Here is a 14,156-nt window from a genome sequence, read left to right as displayed (position 1 = left end):
GGGCGCCGGTTCAGTAGGCGCTGGGGCCGCTCTCGGTGGGGGAGTCGGTGAGGCGCTGCAGGTAGTTCTGCTCGCCGAGCGCCTGGACGAGGCTCAGCTCGGTCTCCAGGTAGTCGATGTGCTCCTCCTCGTCGGCGAGGATGTCCTCGAAGAGCCGCGCGGACGTGACGTCGCCGCGCGAGCGCATCAGCTCGATGCCGGGGCGCAGCCGCGCCACGGCCTCCATCTCGATCTCCAGGTCGGCCTTGAGCTGCTCGAGGACGGTCTGCCCGATGCGCAGCGTGCCGATCTTCTGGTAGTTGGGCAGTCCCTCCAGGAACAGGATCCGGTTGGTGAGCCGCTCCGCGTGCCGCATCTCGTCGAACGACTCGTCGCGGGTGTGCTTCGCCATCCGGAGGAAGCCCCAGTTCTCCTGCATCTTGGAGTGCAGGAAGTACTGGTTGATGGCGGTGAGCTCCGCGGTGAGCTGCTCGTTCAGCAGCGCGATGATGTCCTTGTCGCCTTCCATGGCGCCCATGCTGTCACGCGCGCACAGTTGAGGACAGCACTAACCCCCGCACGGTGCATGTCCGCCCCTGTGGCGGGCCGTGCGGGTGTGCTGGACGGCGCTCAGGCGGCGGTCGGCGGGGCGGCTCCCTCGGCGGTGATGTCCGTGACGGCCGGCGGGGCGGGCGCGGACGGTTCGGAACGCTCGGCCGGGCGGGGCTCCGGGGCGGCCATGAGGGCGAGCGGGCCGCCGGTCAGGGCGTCCGCCAGCTCGTTCGCCGTCCGGTACTCGCTGACCATGGTGTAGATGCGCTTCGTGCACATGCCGCACCCGGGCTTGAAGCCGCACGCGGCCTTGACGGCCTTGGCGGTCGCGCAACCGCTCGCCATGCAGCCGTGAACGTCATCCTCGGTGATGGCGTTGCAGATGCAGACGTACATGCGGCTAGGAGCCTTCCGTGCGGCGGGAAGCTGGCTCGGGCGCACCCGACCCCGGTCTTAGGGCGCCCTTATTGAGGTAAGGCAAGCCTAAGATAGCTCAGGTATGTCCGTTCTGGCCAGTGGGCTCCCAATCGGTGTGATCCACCCCTCACGGGGAAGGGCTTCCCGCGTGCGACGCCGGGCCGGGGCGGCCGGCCCGCGGCGCGCGCCTTGGACGGGAGGGCGGGTCAGTGGCACAGGTTTGGCCGGGCGACGCGTACCCCCTCGGGGCCCGGTTCGACGGCGCGGGGACGAACTTCGCCGTCTTCTCCGAGGCGGCCGAGCGGGTGGAGCTGTGCCTGTTCGACGGGCCGGCGGGCGACGGCGAGGAGACGCGGCTCCCGCTCCCGGAGGTGGACGCCTTCGTCTGGCACGCCTACCTGCCCGGCGTGATGCCGGGGCGCAGGTACGGCTACCGGGTGCACGGGCCGTACGACCCGCGCCGCGGGCTCCGCTGCAACCCGGCGAAGCTCCTCCTCGACCCGTACGCGCAGGCCGTCGAGGGCGAGGTCGACTGGGACGAGTCGTGCTTCGGCTACGACTTCGGCGACCCGTGGTCGCGCAACGACGCCGACTCGGCGGGCCACACGATGCGGTCGGTGGTGGTCAGCCCGTACTTCGACTGGGGCGACGACCGCCCGCCGCGCATCCCGTACCACGAGACGGTGATCTACGAGGCGCACGTCAAGGGCCTCACGGCGCGGCATCCGGACATCCCGCCGGCGCTGCGCGGCACCTACGCGGGCCTCGCGCATCCGGTGATCACCGATCATCTGCGCTCGATCGGGGTGACGGCGGTGGAGCTGATGCCCGTCCACCAGTTCGTCCACGACGACGCGCTGACGAGCCGCGGCCTGCGCAACTACTGGGGCTACAACACGATCGGCTTCTTCGCGCCGCACAACGAGTACTCCTCGTCCGGGCAGCGTGGCGAGCAGGTGCTGGAGTTCAAGGCGATGGTGAAGGCGCTGCACGAGGCGGGCATGGAGGTGATCCTGGACGTCGTCTACAACCACACCGCCGAGGGCAGCCACCTCGGGCCGACGCTGTCGTTCCGGGGCATCGACAACGCCTCGTACTACCGGCTCGCCGACGACGACCCGCGCTACTACACGGACACCACGGGCACCGGCAACAGCCTGCTGATGCGGAGCCCGCACGTACTTCAGATGATCATGGATTCGCTGCGGTACTGGGTGACCGAGATGCACGTGGACGGGTTCCGCTTCGACCTCGCCGCGACGCTGGCCCGCGAGCTGCACGCGGTGGACCGGCTGTCGGCGTTCTTCGACCTCGTCCAGCAGGACCCGGTGGTCTCGCAGGTGAAGCTCATCGCCGAGCCGTGGGACGTCGGGGAGGGCGGCTACCAGGTCGGCAACTTCCCGCCGCTGTGGACGGAGTGGAACGGCAAGTACCGCGACACGATGCGCGACTACTGGCGGGGGCAGCCGGGCGCGCTGCCCGACTTCGCGTCCCGGCTGACCGGCTCGTCCGACCTGTACGCCGACGACGGCCGCCGCCCGATCGCCTCGATCAACTTCGTGACCTGCCACGACGGGTTCACGCTGCACGACCTCGTCTCCTACGACGGCAAGCACAACGAGGCGAACGGGGAGAACAACCGGGACGGCACCGACGACAACCGGTCGTGGAACTGCGGGCACGAGGGCCCGGTGGACGACCTCGACATCATCGCGCTCCGCGAGCGGCAGAAACGCAACTTCCTGACCACGCTGTTCCTCTCCCAGGGCGTCCCGATGCTGTCGCACGGCGACGAGATAGGCCGCACCCAGGGCGGCAACAACAACGCCTACTGCCAGGACGGCGAGATCTCCTGGGTCGACTGGACGGGCCTGCGCGACGACACGTTCTTCGACGAGCGCGGCCCGCTGCTCGACTTCGTCCGCCGGCTGTCGGCCCTGCGCACCGAGCACCCCGTCTTCCGGCGCCGCCGCTTCTTCCTCGGCGACCAGCGGACGAAGCGCGCCCGCAAGGCCGCGCGGCGCAAGTCGGACGCGGCGGCGGAGTCGGAGGAGCTGCCCGACCTGGTCTGGTTCACGCCGGGCGGGCATGAGATGGCCGACAAGGACTGGTCGGCGGGCTTCAACAAGTCGCTGAACGTGTTCCTGAACGGCGACGCGATCGGCGAGCCGGACCGGCGCGGGCGGCAGGTCGGGGACGACTCGTTCCTGCTGCTGTTCAACGCGCACGACGGGGACCTGCCGTTCACGCTTCCGCCCGCCGTCTACGGGCAGATGTGGATCAAGATGCTGGACACCGCGGACCCGCTGCTCGCCGAGGAGGAGTCGCCCATCGTGAAGGCCCGCGAGAACGTCCCGGTCGCCGCCCGCTCGATCCAGGTCCTGCGCCGCGTCTGAGGGCGTCCGTCCATGTCCGCCGAACCCGCCGCCGAGGAACCGCTCCCCGCCGACCCCCCAGAGGAAGCCGTGTCCGAGGACCACAGCACCGAGACCGCCTGGGCCGACGCGCCCGCTCCCGCCGATGACCCCGCCGCCGCGCCGCCGTCCGGCACCTACCGCCTCCAGCTGCGCGGGACGCCCGAGGGGCGCTTCGGGTTCGCCGAGGCCGCCGCCCTCGCCCCCTACCTGGCGTCCCTCGGCGTGTCCCACGTCTACCTGTCGCCGGTCCTGCAGGCGGCGCCCGGCTCCGCGCACGGCTACGACGTCGTCGACCACTCCCGGCTCTCCGACGAGCTCGGCGGGGCGGAGGCGTTCGGCGCCATGGCGACCCGGTTCCGCGCGCACGGCCTGCGGGTGCTGGTCGACGTCGTCCCGAACCACATGGCGATCCCGGAGCCGCACGACCTGAACCTGCCGCTCGCGGAGGTGCTGGAGGAGGGGGCGGCCTCGCCGTTCGCGAGGTGGTTCGACATCGACTGGGAGGCGGGCGGCGGCCGGATCGTCCTGCCCGGCGAGGGCGAGCCCAACTACCGGCGGTTCTTCGACATCTCGGGGCTGATCGGGCTGCGGCAGGAGGACCCGGAGGTCTTCCAGCGCACGCACGGGCTGCTGCTGAGCCTGGTGGAGCAGGGCCTCGTGGACGGCCTGCGCATCGACCACCCGGACGGGCTCGCCGATCCGCGCGGCTACCTGCGGCGGCTGGCGGAGGCCGCGCCGGGCCGCTGGATCCTCGTCGAGAAGATCACCGAGGGGGAGGAGCGGCTGCCGCCGGACTGGCCGTGCGCGGGCACCACCGGCTACGACTCGCTCGGCATGGTCGGCGGGCTGTTCATCGACCCGGCCGGCGAGAAGCCGCTCACCGACTACTACGTGTCGCTGACGGGCAACCCGGCCGCATTCGAGGAGGTCGAGCACGATTCGCGCCTGCACGCCGCCACGCACGGGCTGAAGCCCGAGATCGACCGGCTGCTGCGCGTCCTCCGCCGGGTGGTGGGCGAACGCCGCCCCGGCCTGGAACGGGCGCTGGTCGAGCTGCTCGTCGCCATGCCCGTGTACCGGGCGTATGTCGTGCCCGGTGAGGAGGCGCCGCAGCAGGCCGTGGACGTGCTGAACGAGGCCGCCGGCCGGGCCCGCGCCCACCTGCCCGAAGACCTGCACGGTGACCTGGACACCGTCGTCGACCTGGCCCTGGGGCGCGGCGAGCGCACCGACGCCGAGTTCATCGTGCGGTTCCAGCAGACGTCCGCGCCGCTCGCGGCCAAGGGCGTGGAGGACACCGCGTTCTACCGGTGGAACCGCATGGCCGCGCTGAACGAGGTGGGCGGCGCGCCGGGGCGGTTCTCCGTCGGCCCGGAGGACTTCCACGCGCACTGCATCCGTCTCGCCCGCGACTGGCCGCTGACGATGACGACGCTCTCCACGCACGACACCAAGCGCGAGGAGGACGTGCGGGCCTGGCTGGCGGTGCTGGCGGAGATCCCGGGCGAGTGGGCGGAGGCGGTGGAGCGGTGGCGGACGTGGGGTCCGGCTCCCTCGCCGCTGGAACCCGATCTCGAATACCTGCTCTGGCAGACGCTCGTCGGTGCGTGGCCGATCACCCGCGGCCGTCTGGAGGAGTTCCTCACCAAGGCGATGCGCGAGGCCAAGACCCGCACGTCCTGGGCCGAGCAGGACGCGGACTACGAGGAGGCCGTGCTCGCCTACGCGCGGGGCGTGCTGTCCGATGCCGACCTCGTCACCGACATGACGTCGTTCGTCGCCGAGATGGCCCCCTACGCGCGGGTGAACACGCTGGGGCAGAAGCTCGTCCAGCTGGCGATGCCCGGCGTCCCGGACGTCTACCAGGGGTGCGAGCTGACCGGCCTGGCGCTGGTCGACCCCGACAACCGGCGCCCGGTCGACTTCGGGCGCCGCCGCGAGCACCTCGCCCGGCTCGACACCGGCCGCCGGCCGAAGGAGGTCGACGACGAGAAGCTGCTGGTCACCTCGCGGACGCTGCGGCTGCGCCGGGCCCACCCCGAGTGGTTCGGGCCGGGCTCGCGGCACGAGCCGGTCGCGGCGCGCGGCCCCGCCGCCGAGCACCTGATCGGGTTCGCCCGGGGCGACGCGATCGCGCTCGCCACCCGGCTGCCCCGCGGGCTGGAGCGCCGCGGCGGCTGGGACGGCACGCGGGTGGACGTCCGGCACCAGGGCTGGCGGGACGTCCTGACCGGCTGCACGCACATGGGCCCGATCCTGGACGCGGCGCGCGTCTTCGAGCACCTCCCCGTGGCCCTCCTCGTCCCCAGGGAGATCGATAGTTGAGCAATCGGTTCGCGGTGTGGGCGCCGGACGCCGAACGCGTCGAGGTCGTGGTCGAGGGGATGAGGCATCCCATGGAGGCGCTGCCCTCCGGCTGGTGGGAGGCCCGTGTCGTCGGCGCGGGGCACGGCACGGACTACGGGTTCGTCCTGGACGGCGGCGGCGACGTGCTGCCCGACCCGCGTTCGCCGTGGCAGCCCAACGGTGTGCACGGCCGGAGCCGCGTCTACGACCACGACCGGTTCGCCTGGACGGATCAGCACTGGCACGGCCGCCCGCTGCCCGGGAGCGTCCTGTACGAGATGCACGTCGGGACGTTCACGCCGGAAGGGACGTTCGACGCCGCCGCCGACCGCCTCGACCATCTGGTGGCGCTCGGCATAGACGCGGTGGAGCTGCTGCCCGTCGCGTCGTTCCCGGGCCACCACGGCTGGGGGTACGACGGCGTCCACCTCTGGGCGCCGCACGAGCCGTACGGCGGGCCGGACGGGCTGAAGCGGTTCGTGGACTCGGCCCACGCGCGCGGCCTCGCCGTCATCCTGGACGTCGTCTACAACCACCTCGGCCCGGACGGCAACCGGCTGGGGAGCTTCGGACCGTACTTCACCAGCGCCCACGCCACCCCGTGGGGCGACGCCGTGAACTTCGACCAGGAGGGTTCGGACGAGGTCCGCGCGTTCGTCGTGGAGAACGCGCTCATGTGGTTGCGCGACTACCACTTCGACGGGCTGCGCATCGACGCCGTCCACGCCATCACCGACCACAGCGCCGTGCACATCCTTGAGGAGATGGGGCGCGCGGTGGCCGCGGAGTCCGCTCATCTCGGGCGCGCACTGTTCCTCATCGCCGAATCCGACCTGAACGACCCGCGCCTGGTGACGTCCAGGGAGGCGGGCGGATACGGCCTGGACGCGCAGTGGAGCGACGACTTCCACCACGCCCTGCACGCGGCCCTCACCGGGGAACGGCAGGGGTACTACTGCGACTTCGGTTCGCTGGAAACGCTGAAAAAGGCCGTCACCCGGGTCTTCGTCCACGACGGGACCATGTCCGCCTACCGGGGCAGGCGGCACGGGCGGCCGGTGAACGTCCGGGAAACACCCGCACACCGTTTCCTCGGCTTTCTGCAGAACCACGACCAAGTCGGCAATCGCGCCTCGGGCGACCGCATCGGCACCCTCTTGCCGTCCCCAGGGCTGCTCAAAGTGGGCGCGGCCCTCCTGCTGCTCGCGCCGTTCACGCCGATGCTGTTCATGGGCGAGGAGTGGGGCGCGTCCACCCCGTGGTGCTACTTCACCGACCACCAGGACCCCGAGCTCGCGCGCGCCGTGAGCGAGGGGCGCCGGCGGGAGTTCGCGCGGCACGGCTGGGCGGGCGAGGTGCCCGATCCACAGGCTGTGGAAACCTTCCGGCGCTCCGTCCTCGACTGGACCGAGCCGGACGAGCCCGACCACGCCGACCTGCTGGAATGGCACCGCGCGCTGATCTCGCTGCGCCGGTCCAGGCCGGAGCTGAACGATCCCCGGCTCACCGCGACGCGCGTCGAGGTGGACGAGAACGGCGCCCGCTGGCTGATGATGTGGCGCGGGGAGATCTGCGTCGCGGCGAACTTCGGCGCCGTCCCGGTCGTCCTGCCCGCCGCGCCGCCCGGCGGGCGTCCGCGGCTGCTCCTCGCATCGGATCCGGCGATACATCTCGATGCCGACGAACTCGGCGATTCCGGAACGCCCTCGGTGGAGCTTCCGGGCGCCTCGATCGCGGTTTTTCGCTGACCTGTGACCACGCGTAATGTGGCGTAGATACGGGTAACGCCGGATATGCCGTGTTCGCGAATGTACTACGAGTGGCAAACCGCAGGTCAAGAGCGCGGAGGCGGCCCGGTAATGGTCAAGAATGGTCATACGATCGGTTCATGACCTCAGTACTGCTCGCCGAGGACGACACGTCCATCTCCGAGCCTCTCGCCCGCGCGCTGCGTCGCGAGGGGTACACCGTCGAAGTAAGCCCGGACGGCCCGCAGGCGCTGGAGCGGGCGCTCGGCGGCGGTGTGGACCTGATCGTCCTGGATCTCGGCCTTCCCGAGCTGGACGGCCTTGAGGTGGCCCGCAGGGTACGGGCCGAAGGGCACGGCGTGCCCATCCTGATCCTGACCGCCCGGGCCGACGAGGTCGATACCGTCGTCGGGCTCGACGCGGGCGCCGACGACTACGTGACCAAGCCGTTCCGGCTGGCCGAGCTGCTCGCCCGGGTGCGGGCGCTGCTGCGCCGGGGCAGCACCGAGACCCCGATCGTCCAGGGGGTGCGGATCGACGCCGAGTCGCGCCGCGCCTGGATGGGCGAGCAGGAGCTCCAGCTGACCACCAAGGAGTTCGACCTGCTGCGCGTCCTCGTCCGGGACGCCGGCAAGGTCGTGACCCGCGAACAGATCATGCGCGAGGTGTGGGACACCAACTGGTGGGGTTCCACCAAGACCCTCGACATGCACATTTCCTGGCTGCGCCGCAAGCTCGGCGACGACGCCGGCAGCCCCCGCTACATCACCACGGTGCGGGGCGTCGGCTTCCGGTTCGAGCGCGGCGACTAGCACCGGCCGCCGCGGCCGTGCGGGACGACCGGGGGCCTTCCCGAGAGGCCCCCGGCGTGCCGCGCGGTCCGCGGCCCCACCCTCGAAGGAGCCCTGATGAGGCGCCGACTCCTCCTGTCGACGCTCGCGGTGGCGGTGGTCGCGATCCTCCTGCTCGGCATACCCCTCGCCTACGCCGCCCACAAGCTCGTCTACGAGGAGGCCGGCCGGTCGCTCGACCGGGAGGCGTCCTCCATCGCCGGCAGCGTCGGCTACAGCCTGGAGAAGCCGCAGCCCGTGACCGGCGAGGTCATCGCCCGCGAGTATCCGGGCCGGCACGTCTCGGTCACCCTGCCGGACGGCCGCACCATCACCGCCGGGCCGCCGAGGCGCGGCCCCGCCCTCACCGCCGCCGCCGCGCACGGCGCCGTCCGCGTCCGGGTGTCGCGACCGGAGTCGGAGGTCCGCGACTCCGCGCTGCGGCTGATCCTGCTGATCGCCAGCCTGGCGCTGCTCGGCGTCGCCGTCACCGTCGGCCTCGCGATGGTGCAGGCCCGCAGGTTCATGCTGCCGCTCCGCGAACTCGCCGAGACCGCCGACCGGCTCGGCAGCGGCAACGCCCGCCCGCGGCCCCGCCGCTACGGCATCCCGGAGATCGACCAGGTCGCCGAGGTGCTCGACCGCAGCGCCGTCCGCATCACCGACCTGGTCGTGGCCGGCCGCCAGTTCGCCACCGACGCCAGCCACCAGCTCCGCACCCCGCTGACCGCGCTGTCCATGCGGCTGGAGGAGATGATCGAGGCCGCCGACTACCCCGACGTCGTCCGCGAGGAGGGCGCCGCCGCGGTCGCGCAGGCCGAACGCCTCGTCGCCGTCGTCGAGCAGCTCCTCGCCCGCGCCCGGCACGACCCGACCGGCGGCGCCGTCCCGTCCCCGATCGACGACATCATCACCCAGCAGGTCAAGGAGTGGCGCCCCAGCTTCCGCAAGGCCGGCCGGGAGGTCCGCATCGTCGGCGAGCAGGGGCTCGTCGGCCTCACCAACCCCGACGGGCTCTCCCAGATCGTCGCGACCCTCCTGGAGAACTCCCTCGCGCACGGCGCCGGCACCGTCACCATCCACACCAAGCCGGGCGCCGGCTCGGTCGTCGTCGAGATCGGCGACGAGGGCCCCGGGATCCCGCCCGAACTGGAGCCGCGCATCTTCGACCGCAGCGTCAGCGGCGGCCACGGCACCGGGCTGGGCCTCTACCTGGCCCGCTCCCTGGCCGTCGTCGACGGCGGCCGGCTGGAGCTCATCCAGTCCCGCCCGGCCGTGTTCGGCGTCTTCCTGCGCGAACCCGCCGAGGCGCGCCTCGCCGCCGAACGGGTGGTGATGGGCCCCGCCTAGATCTCGGCGTAGTTCCCGGTGTAGTTCTCGGCGGGGGCGTCCAGCGGGTGGCCCAGGCGCGGTGCGGGGCGGTCGCCCGCGCGGTGGATGCCCGCCCCCTCGGCGCCGGGGGCCTCCGGGAGGCCGGACGCGGGGGCGACGCTCGGCGCGGTCGACGGCAGGAACACCCACTTCTTGTACGACCAGAAGCGGAACAGCGTCGCCACGCCGGTGCCGATGATCAGCGCGATGTTGTAGAAGACGGCGCCGTCCAGGCCGAGGACGTAGTGCGAGAAGCCGATGAACAGCTCGGTGATCACGAGCCCGACGCCGTTCAGCGCGAAGAACAGCACGTACTCGCGGCCGAGGCCGGTGCGGTCGCGGTGCCGGAACGTCCAGTAGCGGTTCGCCAGGTACGAGAAGGTCGTCGCGACGACCGTGGCGACGCCGTTGGACGTCAGGGGGCCCACCCCGAGCCCGGTGTGCAGGCCGTTCCCGATCACGACCGTGATCACGAACGCGATCGCGCCCACACTGCCGAACTTGGCGAGTTCCCGCACGAGGTGCGCGAACCGCCGATGGAGACTGGCGACCAGGCTCACAGAGGGGAACCGTCCTTCCGGACTGCGTCGAACGCCGCTGCCGACGGCGCGGCGGCTGCTGCGGAGGCACCACGAGGATAGACGCCCGCCGCCGCGGGGACGTCGGAACATGAACGTTTCACCCTCACCAGGCGTTCCCTGCCCATTGCCGAGATGCCCACACACGTACGACGCCGGCGGCCGCGGATTCGTTCGGGGCGGGCGGCCGGTAACCTTCTGACGTGACATTTCAGCGCTCTTCGGGGGACGGCGGCCCACCGGGCCCGGCGGACCGGCCCCGCCGGGCGGACACCCCGGTCGTGGGCATGGCGGGCGGCGGGCAGCTCGCCCGGATGACGCAGCAGGCCGCGATCGCGCTCGGCGTGTCGCTGCGGGTCCTCGCCGGCACGCCGGACGACTCGGCCGCCAAGGTCGTGTCCGACGTCAGGGTGGGCGACGACCGGTCCCACCACGACCTGCTGGCGTTCGCCAAGGGCTGCGACGTGGTGACGTTCGACCACGAGCACGTCCCGGCTCCGCACATCCTGGCGCTGCAGGAGACGGGCGTCCCGTGCCGGCCGGACGCGGCGGCCCTGGCCCACGCGCAGGACAAGCTGTACATGCGGCGGAAGCTGAGCGGGCTCGGCTTCCCCTGCCCGGCGTACGCGCCCGTGCCGGAGACGTCGCCGGTGGAGTTCCTGGAGGAGTTCGGCCGCGAGCACGGCCGGCCGCTGGTGCTCAAGGCCACCCGCGGCGGATACGACGGCAAGGGCGTCTGGATCGTGGACGAGCCGTCCGGCCAGGTGGAGCGGCTGCTCGCGGCGGGCGTCGGCCTGATGGTCGAGGAGCACGTCCCGTTCCGCCGGGAGCTGGCCGCGCTCGTCGCCCGGTCCCCGTACGGGCAGGGCGCCGCGTACCCGGTCGTGGAGACCGTCCAGGAGGGCGGGATCTGCACCGAGGTGATCGCGCCCGCTCCCGGCCTGCCGGAGGACCTCGCCGCCGAGGCGCAGAACCTCGCGCTGCGCATCTCCGACGAGCTGGACGTCGTCGGGCTCCTCGCGGTCGAGCTGTTCGAGACCGGCGACGGGCTGCTGGTGAACGAGCTGGCCATGCGGCCGCACAACTCCGGGCACTGGACGATCGACGGCGCCCGCACGTCGCAGTTCGAGCAGCACCTCCGGGCCGTCCTCGACCTGCCCCTCGGCTCCACCGAGCCCACCGCGCCGTACACGGTCATGGCCAACGTGCTCGGCGGCGACGACCCCGACGTCTACTCCCGCTACTTCCACGTCATGGCCCACGACCCGGCGGTCAAAGTGCACATGTACGGCAAGGAGTCGCGCCCCGGCCGCAAGATCGGCCACGTGACCGCGCTCGGCTCCGACCTCGCCGACGTCCGCGCACGGGCCCGCCACGCCGCCGACTACCTGCGGTGGGGGACGAAGATGGGGGCAAGGGCGCCCCGCAGAGGAGGCACGGGTGACTGATCCGGTCGTCGGCGTGGTGATGGGCAGCGATTCCGACTGGCCCGTCATGGAGGGCGCCGCGCAGGCGCTGGCCGAGTTCGGCGTCCCGTACGAGGCCGACGTCGTGTCGGCGCACCGCATGCCGCACGACATGATCGCCTACGGGGAGCAGGCGGCCTCCCGCGGCCTCCGGGTGATCATCGCGGGGGCGGGCGGCGCCGCGCACCTGCCGGGCATGCTCGCGTCGGTGACGCCGCTGCCGGTGATCGGCGTCCCCGTCCCGCTGAAGTACCTCGACGGCATGGACTCGCTGCTCTCGATCGTCCAGATGCCCGCGGGCGTCCCGGTCGCGACGGTCGCGGTCGGCGCGGCCCGCAACGCCGGGCTGCTGGCCGTCCGCGTCCTCGCCGCGTCCGACGAGGAGCTGCGGGCCAAGATGGAGGTCTTCCAGCGGGACCTCTACGGGCAGGCGAAGGCGAAGGGCGCGCGGCTCCGCGAGAGGCTCTGAGCGCCTAGCGGCGCAGGGCCCATTCGACCGCCGGGCAGCGGTCCATCACGACGTCGAGCCCGGCGTCCTTCGCGCGCCGCGCCGCCGCCTCGTCGACCACGTCGAGCGGCAGCCACACGGCCTTCGCGCCGGCCGCGATCGCCTCGTCCACCGCCTTGCCCGCGTGCTCGGCGCGCCGGTAGACGCCGACGACGTCGATCTCGCCGGGGACGTCGGCGAGCGAGGCGTACCCCGGCTCGCCGAGCACCTCGCGGGCGTCCGGGTGGACGGGGATGATCCGCTTCCCGCGCTGCTGCATCAGCCGGGCCTGGTTGTAGACCTCGCGGGCGGGGTTGTCGCCGAGCCCGACGAACGCCCACGTCCCGGACTCCCTAAGCAGCCGCCGGATCACGTCCTGGTCGGCGAATTCGTCAGCCATGTCCGGCACAACAGCCCCCGTGCGCCTTTGCTTCCCGCCGGCTCAGGGGCGTCCGAGGGCCCGGTAGTTCCAGCCGGCCGCGCGCCACCGCTCGGGGTCGAGGGCGTTGCGCCCGTCCACGATGTTGCGTTCGGCGACGACCCCGGCGAGCTCGGACGGGTCCATGGACCGGAACTCGGCCCACTCGGTCAGCAGCAGCACCACGTGCGCGCCGCCGGCCGCGGACAGGGCCGATTCGCCGTACTCCAGGGTCGGATGCGCGCGGCGCGCGTTCGGCATGGCCTGCGGGTCGTACACGGTCACCTGCGCGCCCTGCGCCCGGATGGACGCCGCCACGTCCAGTGCCGGGGAGTCGCGGACGTCGTCGGAGTTGGGCTTGAACGCGGCGCCGAGGACGCCGACCGTCCGCCCGGCGAACGAGCCGCCGAGCATCTGCCGGGCGAGGTCCACCATCCGGATGCGGCGCCGGATGTTGATCTCGTCGACCTCGCGGAGGAACGTGAGGGCCTGGTCGGCGCCCAGCTCCCCCGCCCGCGCCATGAACGCCCGGATGTCCTTGGGCAGGCAGCCGCCGCCGAAGCCGAGCCCGGGGCCGAGGAACTTGCCGCCGATCCGGTCGTCGTAGGAGAGCGCCTCGGAGAGCTTCGTCACATCGGCGTGCGCGGCCTCGCAGACCTCCGCCATCGCGTTGATGAACGAGATCTTGGTGGCCAGGAAGGCGTTGGCGGACACCTTCACCAGCTCGGCCGTGGGGAAGTCGGCCGTGATGAACGGCGTGCCCTCCGCGATCATCGTCCGGTACACCTCGCGGAGCACCTTCTCCGCGTACTCGGCGGCGCCCTGCTCGGCGGGGAGCCCGGCCACGATCCGGTCGGGGTGCAGGGTGTCCTGGACGGCGAACCCCTCGCGGAGGAACTCCGGGTTCCAGGCGAGGACGGCGTCGCCCCCGGCCGGCGCGACCCGGTTCAGCGTCTCCGCCAGCCGCGCCGCCGTCCCGACCGGCACGGTGGACTTGCCGACGATGAGGCAGGGCCGCTGGAGCAGGGGCGCGAGCGACGCGACCGCCGCGTCGACGAAGCTCAGGTCGGCCGCGTACTCCCCGGCCTTCTGCGGCGTCCCCACGCACAGGAAGTGGACGTCGCCGAACTCGGCGGCCTCCTCGTAGGACGTGGTGAACCGCAGCCGCCCGGTCTCCAGGCCGCGGCGCAGCACGGGCTCCAGGCCCGGTTCGTAGAACGGCAGGTCGCCCGCGGAGAGCCGCGCGATCCGCTCCGCGTCGACGTCGAGGCCGAGCACTTCGAAACCCAGGTCCGCCATGCACGCCGCGTGGGTGGCGCCCAGGTATCCCGTTCCGATGACCGTCAGCCGGTGGGTCAAGACCCGCTCCCTTCGATTCGCGGTCGCCGACTAGCGGCCCTACTTGCAGCGTGCCCGCTGCGGACACGCACCCGCGCCGCCCGGCAACCCCTACTGACGGGTAGCATCTGCGGCATGAGTTCTGACTTTCCCACGTACGCGCCGTCGGAGGAGCATGAGCTGCTGCGGCGTACGGTGCGTGAGCTGGC

12 protein-coding genes are annotated in these 14,156 nt (G+C 72.3%); 7 read left to right on the top strand and 5 right to left on the bottom strand.

The features are described from left to right. Positions 1-10: 10 nt before the first annotated feature. The gene (gene bfr, locus ACIWVC_RS30360) at positions 11-508 is read right to left on the bottom strand and encodes a bacterioferritin (protein ID WP_396451746.1); all 498 of its coding nucleotides are present in this window, start codon (positions 506-508) and stop codon (positions 11-13) included. A 101-nt stretch (positions 509-609) separates the two neighbouring features. Further along, a complete protein-coding gene (locus ACIWVC_RS30355; protein ID WP_396454881.1) occupies positions 610-927 on the bottom strand; it encodes a bacterioferritin-associated ferredoxin in 318 nt (105 codons plus the stop codon). Between the two features lie 230 nt (positions 928-1,157). On the opposite strand from ACIWVC_RS30355, the gene glgX reads away from it, so the two are divergent. The 5 genes from glgX to ACIWVC_RS30330 all read left to right on the top strand — a co-directional run bounded on the left by glgX (position 1,158) and on the right by ACIWVC_RS30330 (position 9,639). Next, complete coding sequence (gene glgX, locus ACIWVC_RS30350) at positions 1,158-3,344, top strand: glycogen debranching protein GlgX (protein WP_396451743.1); 2,187 nt, start codon at positions 1,158-1,160, stop codon at positions 3,342-3,344. Positions 3,345-3,356: 12 nt separating this feature from the next. Further along, positions 3,357-5,690 carry a malto-oligosyltrehalose synthase gene (treY, locus tag ACIWVC_RS30345; protein WP_396451742.1) on the top strand — a complete coding sequence of 778 codons (2,334 nt, stop codon included), beginning with the start codon at positions 3,357-3,359 and terminating at the stop codon, positions 5,688-5,690. Beyond that, a complete protein-coding gene (gene treZ, locus ACIWVC_RS30340; protein WP_396451740.1) occupies positions 5,687-7,459 on the top strand; it encodes a malto-oligosyltrehalose trehalohydrolase in 1,773 nt (590 codons plus the stop codon). Before treY ends, treZ begins: the two co-directional genes overlap by 4 nt. Positions 7,460-7,599: 140 nt before the next feature. Continuing rightward, a complete protein-coding gene (locus ACIWVC_RS30335) occupies positions 7,600-8,271 on the top strand; it encodes a response regulator transcription factor (RefSeq protein ID WP_026402549.1) in 672 nt (223 codons plus the stop codon). A 96-nt stretch (positions 8,272-8,367) separates the two neighbouring features. Continuing rightward, positions 8,368-9,639, top strand: coding sequence for an ATP-binding protein (locus ACIWVC_RS30330; protein WP_396451739.1), 1,272 nt, complete (start codon positions 8,368-8,370; stop codon positions 9,637-9,639). Here the strand turns inward: ACIWVC_RS30330 and ACIWVC_RS30325 are convergent. Further along, positions 9,636-10,220, bottom strand: a complete 585-nt coding sequence (locus tag ACIWVC_RS30325) for a GtrA family protein (RefSeq protein ID WP_396451737.1) — start codon at positions 10,218-10,220, stop codon at positions 9,636-9,638. The genes ACIWVC_RS30330 and ACIWVC_RS30325 overlap by 4 nt on opposite strands. Before the next feature lie 221 nt (positions 10,221-10,441). On the opposite strand from ACIWVC_RS30325, the gene ACIWVC_RS30320 reads away from it, so the two are divergent. Then, on the top strand, positions 10,442-11,686 hold the full coding sequence (locus ACIWVC_RS30320; protein ID WP_396451735.1) for a 5-(carboxyamino)imidazole ribonucleotide synthase: 1,245 nt from the start codon (positions 10,442-10,444) through the stop codon (positions 11,684-11,686). Between the two features lie 19 nt (positions 11,687-11,705). Further along, the gene (gene purE / locus ACIWVC_RS30315; RefSeq protein ID WP_396451756.1) at positions 11,706-12,173 is read left to right on the top strand and encodes a 5-(carboxyamino)imidazole ribonucleotide mutase; all 468 of its coding nucleotides are present in this window, start codon (positions 11,706-11,708) and stop codon (positions 12,171-12,173) included. A 4-nt stretch (positions 12,174-12,177) separates the two neighbouring features. Here the strand turns inward: purE and ACIWVC_RS30310 are convergent, their stop codons facing one another. Both ACIWVC_RS30310 and ACIWVC_RS30305 read right to left on the bottom strand, forming a co-directional pair. After that, positions 12,178-12,591 carry a CoA-binding protein gene (locus tag ACIWVC_RS30310; protein WP_396451733.1) on the bottom strand — a complete coding sequence of 138 codons (414 nt, stop codon included), beginning with the start codon at positions 12,589-12,591 and terminating at the stop codon, positions 12,178-12,180. Between the two features lie 42 nt (positions 12,592-12,633). Then, a complete protein-coding gene (locus ACIWVC_RS30305) occupies positions 12,634-13,968 on the bottom strand; it encodes a UDP-glucose dehydrogenase family protein (protein WP_396451731.1) in 1,335 nt (444 codons plus the stop codon). Positions 13,969-14,156 lie beyond the last annotated feature (188 nt).

The sequence above is a fragment of the Actinomadura sp. genome (assembly GCF_044508335.1).
Taxonomy (GTDB): Bacteria; Actinomycetota; Actinomycetes; order Streptosporangiales; family Streptosporangiaceae; genus Spirillospora.
Note: the sequence above shows the minus strand (reverse complement) of the source record. Positions and strands in the feature narration are given on the sequence as shown.

Coding starts and splice junctions, on each gene's coding strand:
- treY (WP_396451742.1), top strand. CDS start 3,357: ATGTCCGCCGAACCCGCCGCCGAGGAACCGCTCCCCGCCGACCCCCCA.
- bfr (WP_396451746.1), bottom strand. CDS start 508: ATGGAAGGCGACAAGGACATCATCGCGCTGCTGAACGAGCAGCTCACC.
- purE (WP_396451756.1), top strand. CDS start 11,706: ATGGGCAGCGATTCCGACTGGCCCGTCATGGAGGGCGCCGCGCAGGCG.
- ACIWVC_RS30310 (WP_396451733.1), bottom strand. CDS start 12,591: ATGGCTGACGAATTCGCCGACCAGGACGTGATCCGGCGGCTGCTTAGG.
- ACIWVC_RS30330 (WP_396451739.1), top strand. CDS start 8,368: ATGAGGCGCCGACTCCTCCTGTCGACGCTCGCGGTGGCGGTGGTCGCG.
- ACIWVC_RS30355 (WP_396454881.1), bottom strand. CDS start 927: ATGTACGTCTGCATCTGCAACGCCATCACCGAGGATGACGTTCACGGC.
- ACIWVC_RS30335 (WP_026402549.1), top strand. CDS start 7,600: ATGACCTCAGTACTGCTCGCCGAGGACGACACGTCCATCTCCGAGCCT.